The organism is Collimonas rhizosphaerae, assembly GCF_038896935.1.
Classification (GTDB): Bacteria; Pseudomonadota; Gammaproteobacteria; order Burkholderiales; family Burkholderiaceae_D; genus Collimonas; species Collimonas rhizosphaerae.
In genome coordinates, this window is the sequence record NZ_JBANDC010000022.1 from 63,886 (window position 1) to 80,867 (window position 16,982).

18 protein-coding genes and 1 pseudogene are annotated in these 16,982 nt (G+C 61.4%); 9 read left to right on the forward strand and 10 right to left on the reverse strand.

Annotated elements, in window-relative coordinates; genetic code table 11:
* The first annotated feature begins 171 nt into the window (after positions 1–171).
* The 4 genes from V8G57_RS23180 to V8G57_RS23195 all read left to right on the forward strand — a co-directional run bounded on the left by V8G57_RS23180 (position 172) and on the right by V8G57_RS23195 (position 3,232).
* The gene (locus V8G57_RS23180) at positions 172–1,080 is read left to right on the forward strand and encodes a LysR family transcriptional regulator (RefSeq protein WP_092393247.1); all 909 of its coding nucleotides are present in this window, start codon (positions 172–174) and stop codon (positions 1,078–1,080) included.
* A 68-nt stretch (positions 1,081–1,148) separates the two neighbouring features.
* A complete protein-coding gene (locus V8G57_RS23185; RefSeq protein WP_092393574.1) occupies positions 1,149–1,493 on the forward strand; it encodes a zinc ribbon domain-containing protein YjdM in 345 nt (114 codons plus the stop codon).
* 120 nt (positions 1,494–1,613) lie between these two features.
* Positions 1,614–2,912: a TAXI family TRAP transporter solute-binding subunit gene (locus tag V8G57_RS23190; RefSeq protein WP_342831388.1), complete on the forward strand. Its 1,299-nt coding sequence runs from the start codon at positions 1,614–1,616 to the stop codon at positions 2,910–2,912.
* Positions 2,913–2,953: 41 nt separating this feature from the next.
* Complete coding sequence (locus tag V8G57_RS23195; RefSeq protein ID WP_342831389.1) at positions 2,954–3,232, forward strand: KTSC domain-containing protein; 279 nt, start codon at positions 2,954–2,956, stop codon at positions 3,230–3,232.
* Between the two features lie 189 nt (positions 3,233–3,421).
* Here V8G57_RS23195 and V8G57_RS23200 read toward each other — a convergent pair whose 3' ends face one another.
* A complete protein-coding gene (locus V8G57_RS23200) occupies positions 3,422–4,000 on the reverse strand; it encodes a TetR/AcrR family transcriptional regulator (RefSeq protein ID WP_342831390.1) in 579 nt (192 codons plus the stop codon).
* Positions 4,001–4,157: 157 nt separating this feature from the next.
* On the opposite strand from V8G57_RS23200, the gene V8G57_RS23205 reads away from it, so the two are divergent.
* The 4 genes and pseudogenes from V8G57_RS23205 (at position 4,158) to V8G57_RS23220 (ending at position 6,267) form a co-directional block, all read left to right on the forward strand.
* Positions 4,158–4,910: an SDR family NAD(P)-dependent oxidoreductase gene (locus V8G57_RS23205; RefSeq protein ID WP_342831391.1), complete on the forward strand. Its 753-nt coding sequence runs from the start codon at positions 4,158–4,160 to the stop codon at positions 4,908–4,910.
* Between the two features lie 5 nt (positions 4,911–4,915).
* Positions 4,916–5,080 (forward strand): annotated as a pseudogene (locus V8G57_RS23210) (NADP oxidoreductase coenzyme); the annotation flags it as partial.
* Between the two features lie 65 nt (positions 5,081–5,145).
* A complete protein-coding gene (locus V8G57_RS23215) occupies positions 5,146–5,778 on the forward strand; it encodes a class I SAM-dependent methyltransferase (protein ID WP_342831392.1) in 633 nt (210 codons plus the stop codon).
* Positions 5,779–5,994: 216 nt separating this feature from the next.
* Positions 5,995–6,267 (forward strand): DUF4242 domain-containing protein, encoded by a 273-nt coding sequence (locus tag V8G57_RS23220; RefSeq protein ID WP_092393200.1) that lies wholly within the window; start codon positions 5,995–5,997, stop codon positions 6,265–6,267.
* A 173-nt stretch (positions 6,268–6,440) separates the two neighbouring features.
* On the opposite strand, the gene V8G57_RS23225 is transcribed toward V8G57_RS23220, so the two are convergent.
* Positions 6,441–7,337, reverse strand: a complete 897-nt coding sequence (locus V8G57_RS23225; RefSeq protein ID WP_342831394.1) for a pirin family protein — start codon at positions 7,335–7,337, stop codon at positions 6,441–6,443.
* Positions 7,338–7,370: 33 nt separating this feature from the next.
* Positions 7,371–8,102 carry an isochorismatase family protein gene (locus tag V8G57_RS23230; RefSeq protein WP_342831395.1) on the reverse strand — a complete coding sequence of 244 codons (732 nt, stop codon included), beginning with the start codon at positions 8,100–8,102 and terminating at the stop codon, positions 7,371–7,373.
* 157 nt (positions 8,103–8,259) lie between these two features.
* On the opposite strand from V8G57_RS23230, the gene V8G57_RS23235 reads away from it, so the two are divergent.
* The gene (locus V8G57_RS23235; protein ID WP_342831396.1) at positions 8,260–9,180 is read left to right on the forward strand and encodes a LysR substrate-binding domain-containing protein; all 921 of its coding nucleotides are present in this window, start codon (positions 8,260–8,262) and stop codon (positions 9,178–9,180) included.
* A gap of 50 nt (positions 9,181–9,230) precedes the next feature.
* On the opposite strand, the gene V8G57_RS23240 is transcribed toward V8G57_RS23235, so the two are convergent.
* The 7 genes from V8G57_RS23240 to V8G57_RS23270 all read right to left on the reverse strand — a co-directional run bounded on the left by V8G57_RS23240 (position 9,231) and on the right by V8G57_RS23270 (position 16,572).
* Positions 9,231–9,608 carry a VOC family protein gene (locus V8G57_RS23240; protein WP_092393189.1) on the reverse strand — a complete coding sequence of 126 codons (378 nt, stop codon included), beginning with the start codon at positions 9,606–9,608 and terminating at the stop codon, positions 9,231–9,233.
* Between the two features lie 73 nt (positions 9,609–9,681).
* Positions 9,682–10,347 (reverse strand): energy transducer TonB, encoded by a 666-nt coding sequence (locus V8G57_RS23245; RefSeq protein ID WP_092393186.1) that lies wholly within the window; start codon positions 10,345–10,347, stop codon positions 9,682–9,684.
* 130 nt (positions 10,348–10,477) lie between these two features.
* Positions 10,478–10,807: a DHCW motif cupin fold protein gene (locus V8G57_RS23250; RefSeq protein ID WP_092393183.1), complete on the reverse strand. Its 330-nt coding sequence runs from the start codon at positions 10,805–10,807 to the stop codon at positions 10,478–10,480.
* Between the two features lie 19 nt (positions 10,808–10,826).
* The gene (locus V8G57_RS23255) at positions 10,827–11,828 is read right to left on the reverse strand and encodes an XdhC family protein (protein ID WP_092393180.1); all 1,002 of its coding nucleotides are present in this window, start codon (positions 11,826–11,828) and stop codon (positions 10,827–10,829) included.
* A gap of 90 nt (positions 11,829–11,918) precedes the next feature.
* Positions 11,919–13,196: a c-type cytochrome gene (locus V8G57_RS23260; RefSeq protein WP_342831397.1), complete on the reverse strand. Its 1,278-nt coding sequence runs from the start codon at positions 13,194–13,196 to the stop codon at positions 11,919–11,921.
* Complete coding sequence (locus V8G57_RS23265) at positions 13,196–13,747, reverse strand: (2Fe-2S)-binding protein (protein ID WP_342831398.1); 552 nt, start codon at positions 13,745–13,747, stop codon at positions 13,196–13,198. The genes V8G57_RS23260 and V8G57_RS23265 overlap by 1 nt, the downstream gene beginning before the upstream one ends.
* Entirely contained in the window at positions 13,744–16,572 is a 2,829-nt protein-coding gene (locus tag V8G57_RS23270; protein ID WP_342831399.1) for a xanthine dehydrogenase family protein molybdopterin-binding subunit, read from the reverse strand. The genes V8G57_RS23265 and V8G57_RS23270 overlap by 4 nt, the downstream gene beginning before the upstream one ends.
* Positions 16,573–16,982 lie beyond the last annotated feature (410 nt).

Genomic DNA, 16,982 nt, shown 5'->3' on the forward strand with positions numbered 1-16,982 from the left:
CTCGATGTCTTGGTTAATGGAATGGTTGTTACGTTAATCAAGCAACAGTGCAGTGTCAAACTGGCGGGTTATTGTCGCCGACGCCATTGAATATGCTGTTGACGTTGGACAAATTTAGACAAATAAGTAAAAATTGCTCGCATCATCCAATCAAAGACAACAATTGCCTCCATGGACAGACTTGAAGCAATGCGTCTCTTCACCCATATCGTCGACCTGGGCAGTTTCACCAAAGCGGCCGGTGTGCTGGAAATCCCTCGCGCCACCGCCACCCACGCCATGAAGGAACTGGAACGGCGGCTGGGAGCGCGGCTGCTGGAGCGGACCACGCGCAACGTCAAGCCGACCCTGGACGGCCGCGCATTCTATGAGCGCTGCTGCCGGATCCTGGCCGACGTCGAAGACGCCGAAGCCTCGCTCGACACCAGCGCGGCCAACCCCGGCGGCGTGCTGCGCCTGGGCCTGCACGGCACCCACGCTACCCAGATCATCCTGCCGCGGCTAGCCGAATTCCGTGAACGTTATCCGCGCCTGAACATAGCGATCAGCAGCGGCGACCGGCTGGTCGACCTGGTGGGCGAAGGCATCGACTGCGTGGTGCGGGTCGGGGTGCCCAAGGATTCCTCGCTGATAGCAAGGCGGCTGGCTTCGCTGCCGGAGGTCATCTGCGCCAGCCCGGATTACCTGGAGCGCTGGGGCACTCCCCTGGTGCCGGAAGACCTGGCGGCACACCAGGCGGTCGGCTTTTTCACGCGCAACCACAATATCCAGTATCCATTCACTCTCATGCGTGACGGCCAGGTAGAAGAATACAAGGCCGGCAGCTGGATAGCAGTCGACAACGCCGACAGCTACGCGCAATGCGCGCTGCTGGGATTCGGCCTGATCCAGGTGCCGCGCTTCCGGGTCGAGCAATACCTGCGGAGCGGCCGGCTGGTGGCGGTGCTGAGCGACCGCACCTGCCCCGAGCTGCCGGTGCTGGCGCTGTATCCGTCCCATCACCAGCTGTCGCCCCGGGTCAAGGTGTTTGTCGACTGGGTGGTGCAGGTGTATGCCGAATATTTTGCCGGCCAGGCTTAGGGCCTGATAACCGGCAGGCAGTATACTGTCTCACTTTTAACATTTTGCCTTACCTGAAAGACAACACCATGAGCACCTTGCCCGCATGTCCCCAATGCAATTCCGAATTCACCTACGAAGACGGCGGCCTCTACATCTGTCCTGAATGCGCCCATGAATGGTCGGCGCAGGCTGCGGCCGAGTCCGGCGCAGACGGCGCCAAGGTGTATCGCGATGCGGTCGGCAACGTCTTGCAGGACGGCGACACGGTGACGGTGATCAAGGACCTGAAACTGAAAGGCTCGGGCGGCGTGGTCAAGGTCGGCACCAAGGTGAAGAATATCCGCCTGGTGGACAGCGACCATGACATCGACTGCAAGATCGACGGCTTCGGCGCCATGAGCCTGAAATCGGAGTTCGTCAAGAAGGTGTAATGTGTGCTGGAGCGCAGGCTCCTGTAAAAATGCGGTTTCCGAGTTGCCCGACCAAGTGCGTCCCATATAGACACCATGCCGAGACACAATCCAGCACTGCACCGCATACAAAAAGCGCCGATGACCGCACAACGCCTGCGGCTCCTGATCACCGGCGCGGTCGTGGCCATCGCCGTGCTGGGCTGGGCCCTGGTGACCATCCTCAAGCCGGCCACCCAGCGCACGATTGTCATCACCGCCGGCGCCGACAAAGGCATCTACAACGGCTTCGCCGAACGCTATGCGCCGCTCCTGAAGCGCGAAGGCATCACGCTGGATATCCGCAGTTCTTCCGGCTCGGTGGAAAACTACCAGCGGCTGAAAGATCCCGAGAGCGAATACGAAGTCGGCTTCATCCAGTCCGGCACCACCACCCCGTCCGAGAACGACCAGCTGCAAACCATCGCCGCCATCTCATACGAGCCGATCTGGGTGTTTTACCGCGGCGACGCCATCGTCAACCGCCTGGCGCAATTGAAGGGCAAGCGGATTTCCATCGGCGTTCCCGGCAGCGGCCTGCTGAAAGTCTCGCGCACCCTGCTCGGCCACAGCGGCATCACGGCCGACAACGCCAAACTGCTGGAAATGGACGCCTACCAGGCTTACCAGAACCTTGAAAACGGCCAGCTGGACGCCGCCTTCTTTATCGGCAGGCCAGATGCAGCCATGCAGCAGATGCTGCTCAACAGCGACCTGAAGCTGATGAGCTTCGCCCAGGCCGACGCCCTGGTGCTGAAATTCCCTTCGCTCTCCAAGATCATCTTCCCGCGCGCCTCGACCAGCGTCGCCAACGACCTGCCGCAAGCCGACGTCACCTTGCTGGCCGCGACCGCGCTGCTGGTGTCCAAGGACACCCTGCATCCGGCGCTGGCCTACCTGCTGCTGGAAGCCGCCAATACGGCCCACGCCCGCGAAGACTATTTCACCCCGCGCGGCACCTTCCCCAACCTCAATACCGACGATTTCCCGATTTCCGACGAAAGCACGCGCTATTTCAAATCCGGCCGCCCCTTCCTGCAACGCTACCTGCCGTTCTGGCTAGCCAGCTTCATCGAGCGGCGCCTGCTGATCCTGCTGCCCTTCATGGCGCTGCTGTTCGGCCTGCTGCAGGCGCTGCCGCGCATGGTTGAAGCGCGCATGAAAAACCGGCTGGTGGTCTGGTACCGCGAGATCAAGTCGCTGGAAGATGAAATCTGGAGCACCAGGCAACCCGGCAAAGAACAAATTGCGCAGTGGCGCGACGATATCGAAAACATCGATGCGAACGCTAGCCAGATACGCATTCCGCAACGGTACTTCCAGGACGTCTATGCCCTCAAGCAGGCGATCCGGGTAGTGCGGGAACGGATTGTCCAGGTGGCCCAGAAAGTTGAGCAGTGAATTTAACCGCTAAAAACAACCGCTATGTACAGGAGGCAGTCATGGAGATGAAACGCATCAATGCCGGCAAACTGCGTGCTATCGGATATGACCCGCGAGAGCGTACGCTGCGGGTTGAGTTCGAAGATGGGAGCGCAATAGATTATTCAGGTGTTGGAAACGAGGTCTGGCGCCGGCTGTCGACATCGGGTTCGGCCTGGAGCTATTACCGCGACAACATAGAAGAAGAATTCACAGGCCGTCGCGGTGTCGCGCGCACCGAAAAGAAACCGAATCCCCTTGACGATCTGTTCAAACCGCCCGGTGATGATGCGGAATAACACGCAGCTCTGTCCACGGTTCGGGATCAGTCTTCCACACGGCCCCAATCGCCTGAATGCCGCGTGCGCGCGACAAAACGTAGGACGGGCTGTTGGTCTCCGCGATTCTCAAACGGGCCCGTTGATCGCCCTGCATTGCACACTCGCTCGCTCAACGTCTCGGCAATGGCCATCCGATGCCGAACTGATTCAACATGTTCCCTTTTTGACATTGCTGCTCGACCGATTTGGCAGGATGGCGCTAGTGACAATGTGAACGAGATGATCGGCCCGTGGCGCGAATGACGGTAGGTCGACGAGCCAGCCGAGCGCCGCCATCAGGCCGAACAGGTCGTCCCCATTCATATCGGTGCGTGCCGTTCCTTCGGCCTGAGCGCGGAGCAGTAGTCGCGCGCTCGCTGAGTGCACCGCTGCGCATGAAGCATAAAGAGCGGAGTCCGGGTTCGCGTGGGCGGCCGCCATCAGGGCGACGACGCCCCTATAGCTTTGGGCGAATGCCATCCATTCGCTAAACCAAGACACGAGCGCTTCGGCAGGTGAATTCGACGTTTCGAGTTCGTCTGCCTTCTGCGTCAGTTCGTCCAGATTCGTACACAACAACGCTTCAAACAAGGCTTCTCGCGTCGGGAAATGACGCAGCAGTGTAGCCAACCCGACGTCAGCCCGGCGGGCGATATCTCGCATGGACGCGTCGACACCGTGCTTGGCGACAACGTCGTGCGCGACTGCAAGTAAATGGCTGTAATTTTTTTTGGCGTCGGCTCGCATGGGGCTCCTTGACAAACGGATCGCTGATCCGTATAATTGGATCACTGGTTCGGATGCTGCGAATCAGGATCTGGATCTGTGATCCAAATGATACAGCGCCTTTGTACCAATGGGAACAGCGGCGCTGCCTTACAGCACATACGAAAGGTGAAAGATTGTGAAAAAATTAGAAGGCAAGGTTGCAGTTATCACGGGCGGAAGCAGCGGGATTGGCTTGGCCACAGCCAAGCGCTTCGTGGAAGAAGGTGCGCACGTCGTGATCACTGGGCGACGAGAGAAAGAGCTGAAGGAGGCCGCCGCCTCCATCAAGAGAAACGTTACGACGGTCGTGGGCGACGTGTCGCGCTTGGAAGATCTGGACCGGCTCTATGCCGTCGTGAAAGAGAAACATGGTCACATCGACGTTCTCTTCGCGAACGCGGGCGCAGGGACAATCGCACCGCTCGCGGTAGCTACTGAGGCCCATTTTGACCAGACCTTCGACGTGAACGTGAAGGGAATGTTCTTTACGGTACAGAAGGCCCTTCCCCTCTTCAAGGACGGCGGTTCGATTATCCTGAACTCTTCGGTCTCAAACGTCCTCGGGCTTCCAGGATTTACTGCTTACGCCGCGAGTAAGGCGGCTGTGCGCAACTTCGCGCGCGGCTGGGCTTTGGAATTGAAAGACCGCAAGATCCGCGTAAATAGTATGAGTCCCGGAGCAATCGACACCCCGGCCTTGGCGACGACGACGGGCCTTACCGCTGAACAGGCCGAGCAAGCAGTCGCACAATTCACCACGCAGATCCCAATGGGCCGCAGAGGCATGCCCGAGGAAATCGCGGCAGCAGTCGCGTTCCTCGCCTCCGATGAAAGTTCTTACATCACCGGTGTGGATCTCGCCGTCGATGGAGGCATGGCGCAGGTCTGACCCCGGCGCGCTCCCGTGACGGCGCAGCAACGGAGATTGGTGCGCTTGCGGAAAATCTCGGTTTCTCGCCGATCAAACCTGGCGGGCTTTCGGAAGGTGGACTGCTTGTGCAGGGGCGCGGAAATAGCTGGTGTCAATTGATCTTTAAGGACCTGGTCAAGTTCGACTGATGGATCGCGATCGCAGATGTCGCTGCAATTACCTATACTATACCCAACCGTAACGGAGATTCCCGATGTACGAACAATCCAAACTATCCGAGTTGATCCAGTTCGCACGAGTTGTTGCGGGCTCTACCGTCATCGATGTTTACCCAGGCGACGGCGACTGGACCCGTCTCTTCTCCGACATCGTGGGACCCCGAGGACGGGTCTATAGCTTCGTGCCGGCCGAAGTCGCCAACTTCAAGAACGATCCGCTAGGCCGCATGCGGACGCTCGCGAAGAAGCCGGGCCGAGAGAACGTCGAAGCCGTCTCCGCGGACCTCGTGGCGATGCCGACGGCCACGCAACCTGCGGACGTCCTGTGGTTGCACCTGTTCTACCACGATCTCCACACCGAGCTGATGCAGGCCAGGGGCGCAACGGCGGCCCACTTCAATCGAGCCGTCTACGAGCGGCTGAAGCCCGGCGGGTCCTACGTCATCGTAGACCACGCCGCCGCCGTCGGGGCGGGCACGAGCGACGCCCAGTCGCTGCATCGGATTGAGCCTGCATCCGTTCGCGAGGAGGTGGAGGCGGCCGGTTTCGTACTGGACGCGGAGAGCACCATGCTCGCGAACAATGGCGATCTGCACTCGATCAAGGTGTTCGATCCGTCGATCAAGGGCGAGACCGATCGCTTCGCCTATCGGTTCGTGAAGCCCTGACAGGTCCAGGAGCGACCATCCAATCAATCCGCGAATCGGACATTTAATCCAATGGTTTCACAACGAACCAAACAGTTATTGCTCATTGGCATGTTCTGAAAATTTCAACGATCCCGACCGGCGGCGTGGTGTATAAATATAAGGTGTCATGGCGCGTGTAACGAGCGGGGCCCGCGAGTGTGGTACTCGCTCAGAAATCATCCTGAGGAGACTGCTATGCCAAAGTATGTAATTGAGCGTGAAATTCCTGGAGCCGGGAAGTTGTCGTCACAAGAACTCCAGGCCATTTCGCAGAAGTCGTGCGGTGTGCTGAACAAGATGGGGCCGCAGATTCAATGGCTCCAGAGTTATGTTACCGGCGACAAGATCTACTGCGTCTACATCGCGGCGAATGAAGAGCTGGTCCGGGAACATGCGCAGCAAGGGGGCTTCCCTGCGAACCGTGTCTCGGAAGTCACCTCGATAATTGACCCGACTACGGCAGAGTAGTACAGCCCAGCCAGGCGCTTCACCGACGTCCCTGCCTCGGCTTCACGCCGGCAGGGACGCGGCTGAGCTTGCGCGTTAACCGGCAGCCGCCTGGGCTGCATTTACGCGCTCTCCCGGAGCGCCTCAACCAGCTGGCCAAGGTCCGTTCCTTCGTCGATTTTTTGCAATGCATCTCACGGCGCATCGTCTACCACAGAAGGATTGCCGGCACGGCTGGCTGGCATTGCCAATTGGCCGAATTCACCACGTCGATACGCTGACAAACGATCGTCCATCTGCTCAATGCTGTTCATCGCCAGCGGCCCATGCTTGACCATGGGCTCTCTCAGCGCCGGGCCCGACAAAATCACGAAGTGGGCGGCATCCGGCGCTGTCAGCCTGACGGCGCTTGCCTCGGTTGCCCCTAGCGCGCGGCCTTCCGCCAACGGCTGGGTGCAGGCAAAAGCGTCCACGCTCAGGCTGAGCGTTCCCTGCACCGCGTAGACCATGGCGTTCCAGCCGGCCGGAATGGCATGTTCAAAGGTGCCGCCGGCTTCCAGAAAACCATCCAGCAGCGTGAACGGCTGTGGCAACCGCGCCGGTGAGCGCAAGCCCTGCGACTCTCCGGTCACCACCCTCACCCGTACGCCCGGGGCCTGGAACACGGGCACATCGGCCGCATCCACATGCGTTGCATGCGGATCGATCATTTTCTGGGCGGCAGGCAGATTCACGAAAATCTGCAAGGCATGCACATGCGGGCTGTCGCCTTCCGGCTGCTCGGTATGCACTGCGCCGCGCCCGGCGACAAACCAGTGCAGGTCGCCGGCATGGATCGGCCCCCGGTTGCCGAGCGAATCGTAGTTGTGGTGCGGGCTGGCGGAATCTTCAAACACGTAAGTCACCGCCGAGATGCCGGCGTGCGGATGCGGTTCGAAGGTAGGCGTTGTCATGTGGAAGTGATCCAGCATGATGACCGGATCGATCATCCCCTGGAAATCGTTCTCCGCAAAATGCCTGGCGTTGAAACCCTGGCCGATGCGCATTTCATGTCCGGCCACGGCCGGCGAGACAGATGCTCTCTGGTTCATGTGAATTCTCCTGTTGGATTAATGACCGCTGTCTTATTGCTTGCCGAACGCACTGTGCAATTGCCAGACCAGGCCGGCGAACGGCATGTCCAGCGCTGCGTAGACATCCTGCGCCTTCGGATCGGTGTTATCCCTCAGCATTTCCACCGCCGCCGTCGCATAGTCGGTCACCGGCACGCCGGCGCCAGCCAGCCGTTGCAGACCGACCGTGCGCTTGGCGTCGTTGAATGTGCCTGATGCATCCAGCACCACGCGCGCATCGTAGCCGGCAGCCTTGGCGGACAAGGCCGGGAAGGTTGCGCAGACTTCCAGCGAAACGCCGGCGATCAGGATTTGCTTGCGTCCGGTTTTACGGATCGCAGCCTGCACCTGCGGATCTTCCCAGGCATTGACCACCGTGCGGTTGATCACCGGCACGCCAGGCAAGGCTGCGCGCAGTTCCGGAATGGTCGGCCCCCACATGCCATCCGGCATGGTGGCCGTCATGATCACGGGCACGCCCAATGCCTGCGCCGCCTTGGCCAGCGCCACCACATTGTGCCTGAGCTCGGCGACGGGCATGTCGCGCACGCCGGTGAACAAACCGACCTGGTGATCGACCAGCAGCAGCACGGTGTCGTCGCGCGATTGCGGGGCGAGATAGGCATTGCCGCCCTGGATATTGGTGGCGGCCGCAGCAACTGGGGCGGCGGCAACGTTAGCGGCGAATAGCGAGAAAGCCAAGGCAGCGATGGCGCCAGCCTGGATAAGTTTGCTGTGTTTCATGTGATTCTCCTGTGGATGGAAACGGTTTTGGTAAGAGGTGGGTTACTTTCCTCGCCTGGAATCCATAATGCGCTTGCAACGATGGTTCTTAAAGGCGCAAAATAACAACTTATCGTTTCACTGGCGGAACGATAAAAATAGCAAAGCGCCCACTTCCATGAATCCTCTAGCGATCGACCTGAATGATCTTTATCTGTTTGCCCAGGTGGTGGAGCGGCACGGCTTTACCGCGGCCGGCGATGCGCTGGGGATTCCGAAATCGCGCATTTCGCGCCGCATCTCGCAACTGGAAGCGCGCCTGGGTGCGCGCCTGCTGCAACGCACTTCGCGCCGCATGAGCCTGACCGAGGCCGGCCAGGAGCTCTACCGCCATTGCGCCGCCATGATCGCCGAGGCCCACGCTGGAGAAGATGCGGTCCGCAAGCGCCTGGACGAACCCGTCGGCACCGTGCGCGTCAGCCTGCCGATGGCGATCGCGGACATTGCCTTGCCGCGCCTGCTGCCGCGCTTCATGCAGCAATTCCCCAAGGTGCGCCTGATGGTCCAGGCCAGCAATCGCCAGATCGACCTGATCGAAGAAAACATTGATGTGGTGGTGCGTGGCATAGGCGCCCAGCTGGAATCATCGAGCCTGGTGCAGAGCAGCCTTTGCTCGGTGCACTGGGTGCTGGTAGCCAGCCCGCAATATCTCACGCGTAACGGCCCGATCGACGAGCTGCCGGCACTGGCGGCTGCCGACGCCTTATATTACGCACCGTTGAGCGACGACGACATCGCTTGGCGATTGCTGGGACCGGGCGATACCCAGCATCAGGCGGCAATCGGCAAACTCCGGCTGCAGAGCGACAATTTATCCATCCTGATGCAGGCAGCGCTGGCCGGCATGGGCGTCGCCACCTTGCCACGCTATGCGTGCAGCGCCGAACTGGCTGCCGGCACGCTGCAAACGGTGCTGCCGGAATGGCGGCCCAAGGCCGGCAACCTTGTGGTGCTGTTTCCATCGCGCCGCGGCCTGGCGCCGGCGGTCAGGGCATTCGTCGATTTCCTGAAAAACGAATTGCCGGCCGCCCTGGCCTAGGGCCGCCAAGCGCGCAAGCCGAGCTTGCGGACGTCCCCTCGATGGCAGGATCAGGCCTCGGGTTCGTGGCAAACCACTTCGATGTTGTGCCCGTCCGGGCCAATGACAAAGGCTGCATAGTAGTTCGCGTGGTAGTGCGGGCGCAGGCCGGGCGCACCATTGTCTTTGGCGCCCGCCTCCAGGGCCGCGCGATGGAAGGCTTCGACCTGCCGGCGATTCTCGGCCATGAACGCCAAGTGAAGATGCGCCGGCCTCTCCTCGGTCTGGTGCAGGCACAATGAAGCCTTGCTGTTCGGGCTGATAAGCTCGACACCGTACGACGGCTGCCCCTCCCCGGCAACAGTCACGCCGAGCGGTTCGAGCGCCTTGAGGAAGAACGCTTTACTCGCTGCATAGTCGCTGACGCCGAATTTGACGTGGTCAAACATGAATTCTCCTGAAGTGTGTAGGCCCGCGCGAGGCTTGACGCAACATGCCCGGACCCAGGGTCAGCCAATTCACTCACTCCAGCTTCCAGACATACTGCATGCGCGCAGCCGATTGTACCGGCTGCCCATCCGCCATGGCGGGCGTGAAATGGCACAGGCTCCAGGCTTTCAGCGTGGCCCGGTCCAGGTCCTTGTAGCCGCTGCTTTTTTCAATCGTGGCGTCCACCACGCTGCCATCGGTGCCGATCACCAGCTTCACGTTTACCGTGCCCTGCTCTTCATTGCGCAAGGAAGTCCTGGGATACTCCGGCTTTTCGCAATGCCCTGCGACTTTCGCGCTGGTATGCGCCGGCGGGCCGGCGGCCTGGGCCGTGGCGGCCGGCGCCGGTTGCGCGACGGAAGTGGGCAGCTCGTTGCTCGGCGGCTTGACATTGGTGACCGCGGCAATCGTGTTTTCCTGCGGCTGCGGCTGGACCTTGACCTCTGGCGGCGGCACGTAGGGGGGCGGCGGCGCGGCCGATTTTGGCGGTGGCGGCACCGGCTTGTCGGGCGGCGGCGGGGGTGGCGGCGGCTTGATTTCTGCGATGAGCTTGGTGATCACCGGCTCCTGGACGACCTCGACGACTTTGCGCGCCAAACCTGTCACCAGTGCATATACGACCGCTATATGCAGAACCAAGACTACCGTGAAACCAACCAGTTTCCTGGTGGGTTTGCTCCCATCCAGTGCGAAATCCATTGAAGGACTCCTGTCTGCCCGCCTGACGGCAATCCTGCCCGTTTACTTGGCGGATTACCTACTTTCATACTAGCAGCTTAGCGGCAACAGTAAAGGAGCCAAGGCCAAAACTTCCTGCCTGGCGCGAGGTTCAGTCGACGATGAACAGCTTGGCCCCGGCCGCGGTAAACGACTTGTGCGGCTCGGCGCCGTCGGCAACCTGGTAGCTCATGCCGGCCGCCAGCAAGAACCTGCGGCCGTCTTCGAGCTCGGTGTGCAATTCGCCTTCCAGGCAGAACAGGATATGCCCTTTGCTGCACCAGTGGTCGGCCAGGTAGCCCGGCGTGTATTCGACCATGCGCACGCGAATGCCGCCGAAGTGGCGGGTGCGCCAATAGGCGATCCCGGTCTCGCCCTTGTGTTCGGTGCGCTCAACGGTTTCCCAATCAGTCGTGCCAAACGGAATATCCGTCATCTTCATGTATTTTCCTTCACGTGTTTCACGGCCGCTCGACCATCCGCAGGCCGTCGGTATTGACGGCACAGCTGGACGCCGACACCGCCACCCGTCCCCGGTTGCGCAGCATCACCAGTTCTGCCAGCACCGATACCGCAATTTCGGCTGGTGAACGGCTCAGGATGGACAAGCCGATGGGTGCGTGCAGGTCGCTAATCTGTTCCGGGCTCAGGTCCAGCATCAGCAATCTTTCCTTGCGTGCCTCGGTGCTTGCCATCGAGCCGATGGCGCCGACGTAGAAAGCATCGGTCTTGAGTGCTTCCATCAGGGCCATGTCGTCGATTTTCGGGTCGTGGCTGAGGGTGACGATCACGGTGCGGCGGTCCGGCTTGAAAGCCAGCACGGCGTCGTCCGGCATGCCATCCAGCCAGACCACGTCGTCGACCTGCCAGTTGCGGCGCTGTTCTTCGCGCGGGTCGTTCAGGTACACCGAAAAATCGAGCGCCGGCGCCATCTGCGCCAGGTATTCCGACACCTGGCCGCAGCCGATGATCAGCAAGCGCCAGCGCGGGCCGAACACCTGCAGCAATTCCTGTTCGTCGAAATGCAGGGCGAAATCGGCCTCGCTGGCTTCGATGCTGGCCTGGCCGCTGCGCATGTCCAGGCGGCGCTGCACCAGCTTGCGGCCGGCGACGGCGTCCAGCAGCGGCGTCAGCGAGGCAGCGTCGGACAAGGGTTCGATCACCAGTTCCAGCGTGCCGCCGCAAGGCAAGCCGAAGCGCTGCATCTGTTCGGCGCTGATGCCGTAGCGCACCAGCTCTATGCGCTCCGGGAATGCCGCGGCAAAACGCTGCATCAAGTCGTCTTCGATACAGCCGCCCGAAACCGAACCGGTGAAGTCGCCATCGTCGGTGATCGCAAACAGCGAACCGAGCGGCCGCGGGGCCGAGCCCCAGTTGCGCACTACCGTCACCAGCGCCACCCGCTTGCCCTGCTGGAGCCAGCTGACGGCGCTTTTCAATACTTGATAATCGACTGCGTTCATGGCGTGCCTGATCTTTTTTAGGTTTTTACCAGTGTAATGAAAAACAGGACCTGCCGCTTGCACGGCCGATCCTGTTCCTGAGGCCGGGCTTCAGTGCGCTGCCGTCAGCCGCATGCCTTTGATGCGGTCCGGGGTGATGTCCGCCGCCTGGCCGCCCCAGGCGGCGCGCAGGAAGTTGGACAGTTGCGCCAGCTCCTTGTCGCTCAGCTGGCCGGCGAAACCCGGCATGTCCTGGAGGCTTTCCGTGCCGGGAAATTTCTGCGCTTCGATCCCGTCCAGCATCGCCACGATCAGGTTATGCGGATCGGCGTTGCGCACCGTCGAATTGCCCTTCATCGCTACCGCCACATGCGGCTTTCCTTCGCCCTGGAAACCATGGCAACCGGCGCAGACCGCCGTATACAAACGCTTGCCGGCATCCAGTTCGGCGGCATCGGCGTTGATGGCCTTGACTGCTTCGGGCGGCAACGGCTTGTCGCCCAGCAGGTAGGTAGTGACAGCGTTCAGGTCATCCTTGTTCAGGTATTGCGTACTCAGGTGCACCACCGGGAACATTTCGCCGTAGGCCGACCCCTGAGGCGCGATGCCGGTGGCGAAGAAGGTCTGCAGATCGGCCGCCGTCCAGCCCACCGCAGCCAGGCCGGCGGGCGTGATATTCGGCGCGGCGACGCGGCCCAGCGCGGCGCCGGCCAGCGGTTTCGATAAATCGAGCTGGCCGAATGCGCCGCGCGGCGAATGGCATTCCGCGCAGTGGCCGAGCGCATTGCTCAGGTACTGGCCGCGCAGCCAGGCAGGAGACTGGCCGGCGGAAGCGTCGCTCAGCGAATTCTTCAGGAACGGCACATTCCAGAACATCATGCCGAAGCGCATGTTGTACGGGAATTTCAGGTCCGCTTCCTTACTCGGCACGGCAATCGGCTTCTGCTGCATCAGGTAGGCATAGATGGCGTCGCTGTCAGCGCGCGTCATCGAGCGGTACGAGGTGTATGGCATGGCCGGGTACAAGTGCTTGTCCGGCGTCACACCGTCATGCAGCGCCTTGTAGAACTGGTCGGCGCTCCATTTGCCGATGCCGTGCTGTTTGTCCGGCGTGATGTTGGAGCCGTAGAATTTGCCGAACGGCGAAGCCAGCTCGACGCCGCCGGCAAACGGCGCACCGCTGGCGGTGGTGTGGCAGGCAGCGCAATCGGCGGCTTTGGCCAGGTAGCGGCCAAGCGCCAGCTGGTCGGCGCTGCCCGGCTTGACCGCATTGCCGGCGGCTGGCGCAGCCGGGCTGCTGCCGCTATCGCAGGCGGCCAGCAAGACCGTCGCCAGCAGCGGCGCGGCTGCCACGCGCAAAACCTTGCGCAGGTATCGGAGCTTGGTCATCACTTGCCGTCCTTTACCAGTCCCGGCGTCGCCAGCGCCACTTCCTTGACCGCCTCGAAGTAGCGGACGTAGCCGGTGCAGCGGCAGATATGGTCGTTCAATCCATCAGTGATGGCCTGGTCGAGCAGCTCCTTGCCGACCGGCTGGCGCTTCAGTTTTTCCAGCAGCACCGTCGCCGCGTTGACGAAACCCGGGGTGCAGTAGCCGCACTGGAAACTGTAGTGTTCCAGGAATTTCTGCTGGATCGGCGACAGCGCCACCACTTCGCCCTTTTCGTTGCGCTGGGCGTGGCCTTCGACGGTGCGCACTTTCTTGCCCTCGAAAAAATGGGCGCCGGTGATGCAGGAACGCACTTCTTCACTAGTGCCGTCGGGCTTGTCGAGGATCACCACGCAAGCGCGGCAGACACCCTGGCCGCAGCCCAGGCGCGAACCGGTCAGGTCCAGGTATTCATGCAGGAAATCGATCATCATGATGCCTTCCGGCACCGGCACCGGTCCAACCGGCTTGCCGTTGATATGCATGGTGATGGGATGGATAGTCATGCTCATGCCAGAGCCTCCTGGATATTTTGTGGGGTTACCGGCAGGTCGGTGAAACGATGGCCGATGGCGTGGGCGATGCCGTTGACGATGGCGCCGACCACCGGGATCATCACCACTTCGGCGATGCCCTTGGGCGGGTCGGTTTCGGTCAGCGGCGGCAGCACTTCGCTGGTCTGGCTCCAGACCGCGACATCCTTGGCGCGCGGCAGCTGGTAGCGGTTGAAGTTCCAGCTGCCGTTGCCGGGGCCGTCCTCGTACAGCGGCAGATACTCATGCAAGGCATGGCCGATGCCCATCGCCAGGCCGCCCTGCAGCTGGCCGGAAACCAGCTGCGGCGAAATCTGGTTGCCGCATTCCATGATCGAATGATGGGCCAGCAATTCGACCTTGCCGCTGGCTTCGTGCACCGCCAGTTCGACCAGCGTGCCGACCGCGCTGTAGTAGGTGACGGCGGCGTTGTTGCGCTGGGTCGGCGGGATGAAAATCTTCTTGCGGTTCAGCACTTCGTACCCGCCGGCGGTGCTCATCCTGGCCTTGCGCACCTTGTCGGCGCCCGCGCCGTAACGCAGCGACAGGCCGTCGAGCGGGATCCTGACCAGGCTGCCGAGAATCTCGAACTCGGCTTCGGTCCATTGCCAGCGGTTGAACACGTGCACGGTGGCGCCGGTCACCAGCCCCAGCTCGTGGGTTTTCTTCACCAGCTGTTCATAGGGCAGCGCTTCCAGCCCGGCGGCCGACAGCTTGCCGTCGACCCAGCGCGCATCCTCGACCCGCACCACCAGCGGCGCGGCCTGGCCGCCGCCTATGCCCTGGCTCCAGATCGCCATCGCCGCCGGCCACAGGCCGTGCATGAAGATCACGCGCGCAGCTTCGCGCGTGCTGTGGGTAAAGTAGAAGGCTGAGTTGGTGGCGCTGGATGGCGAGGAATAACCCGGCGACCAGCGCGGATTGGCGGCCAGCTTGTCTTGCTCGGCCTGGCTCATGATGTAAGGATCGCCGCTGGTGACCACCGGCAGGTCGCTCCAGTCGGTGACCGAGGTACGCACTTCATGGGCCGGCTTGCCCAGCCATTTGGCGCAGGCGATCGCTTGCGAGGTCGACATGCCGGTGCCGATCTCGGCCGCGCTGTGCGACAGGTGGATCTGGCCGTCGGCGCTGATTTCGACCTTGGCGAACGAGGTCTCGGCGCCGGTGCCGAAGTCCTTCTGCACGCAGGCAAATCCTACGCCATAACGATAGCCCGGATGGCTGGCTTCGTATTTGGTTTTTTTCTTGCCGCGGTTGATCCACAGGGGATGGTTCTTGGCTTTCTGCAGCACTTCGTCGACCCGGATCGCGCCGGCGGGAATCGCACCCTGGGTGTTTTTCATGCCTGAGCGCAGCGCATTCTTGAGGCGGAAATCGATGGCGTCGAGGCCGAGTTTTTCCGCCATTTCATCGATCATCATCTCGGTCGCCGCCATGCTTTGCAGCGTGCCGTAGCCGCGCGCGGAGCCGGCATCGATCGCGCGGGTGGCGATGGCGACCGCAGCCAGGTCGTTTTTCGGGAAATAATAAATCGATTGCGCGGCGGTGGCGCCCACCATCGCTACCGACGGCGAAAAATTGGCGCGGCCGCCGCCGTTGGCTTCGAACTCGCCCTTGAACGATTGCAAAAGGCCGGTTTCGCGGTCGACCGCGATGCGGTAGCGCATCTTGAAGGCGTGGCGCTTGATCGCGGTCTGGAACTGTTCGTAGCGGTCGTTGGCCAGGCGCACCGGCTTGCCGTCCGCATACAGGGAAGTCAGCAGGCCGTAGAACGGGAAATTGTAGTGGTCCTTGGAGCCGTAGCCGACGGTATAGCAAGGATGGAGGAACAGCTGCTTGAGCGGGAACTTGCCCTTTTTCATCATCTCGATCGCGCTGTCCACCACTTCGCCCGGCGACTGCGTCGGCACCACCATGTGCAGGGCCTGATTGACGCTGTCGTACCAGCAGTTGGCGTTGTCCGGCTCCAGCGCGGCGGTGTCTACCGACTGCGTGCTGTAGTCGCGCTCCATGACCAGCCAGCTTGCCGGCGGATGGTCCAGCTGTTGCTGGATCTGGGCCGCATGGAACATGCCCTGCTCGCCCAGCTTGCCGTGTTCCTGGCCGTCCGGCCATACCGGCTGGTGCTTGCGCATCATGCTCGGGAATACCGGCGCGTTCTTCAGGCTGGAAAAGACATCGTCGTCGAACGATGTCGCGCCGCCGACACGCACGAAACGGAAAGTGCCCCAGGGATCGCGTTCCAGCGGCCCGGTGATGGGGCCGTACTGGATCACTTCATCCTTGAACTGCAATTTATCCTTGGCGAAACGGAAGCTGGCGAAATCGTTGTAGATCAGGATCGCCACGGCATGCCCCAGATAGGCTGGGGTCTTGCCGGCCGGCAGCAGCATGTCTTCGCCGTAAAACGCCGGGAACGCCACGCCGTCGCGCGCCAGGTCGGCGGCGGTGACCACGCGGTCCGGCTTCAGTTCGTCACCGAGCAGGCCGAGGTCGACACCGAGGAAACTGCGGTCAGCCTTGGTGGCGCGCAGGATGAAGGCGTGCGCCTGCCTGTCCGGCCAGTGCGGCATGTCGCGGGCGCGTACGTCGCGCGCGAACACCTTGGCGCCGGTGACCTTGGCGATGCCATCGATACGAAACTTGACCTGGCCGTTGCTGCTGTCCCACTGGATGGGCGTCAGGATTTTTTCTTCAAACAGGGCGGCGAACGCTTTGCCGCCCATGGGCGCCACGTAGACCGAGACCCCGGCCACTACGCTGGCCTTCAGAAAACTGCGACGCGAAAGGTCGAGTTTTGTCATGTATTTCTCCTCAAAAGCCAAGGAGCACCCCAACCGTCGTTCGCTAGCGGTTGTTGCAGATGCTCATCGGATCCATCAAAAGCCCCTGCCGGGCATTCATCTGGGGGTCGGCATTTTATTACATTGGAGAACTGGCAACATAAGCACTATGACATGATGAGAATAGACGATTGGATGGCATACGCAACCGGATTTGTAGCTAATCGCGGCAAATGCATGGGGATAGCCGGCTGCTTGCTTGAAAGAATGCCATTTTCTCTGGCAAGCTGCTTCCGCAATTATTGAGAGTTTCATCATTCATGACATCGCCACGGCAAGAGTCATGTGGGGTCAGAGTGAGGTGTCCCGGTTTTGGTGGACAGGTTAATTAAGCACTTTTGAACTGTGCCTCGACTTCGGTAGGTGTGCGG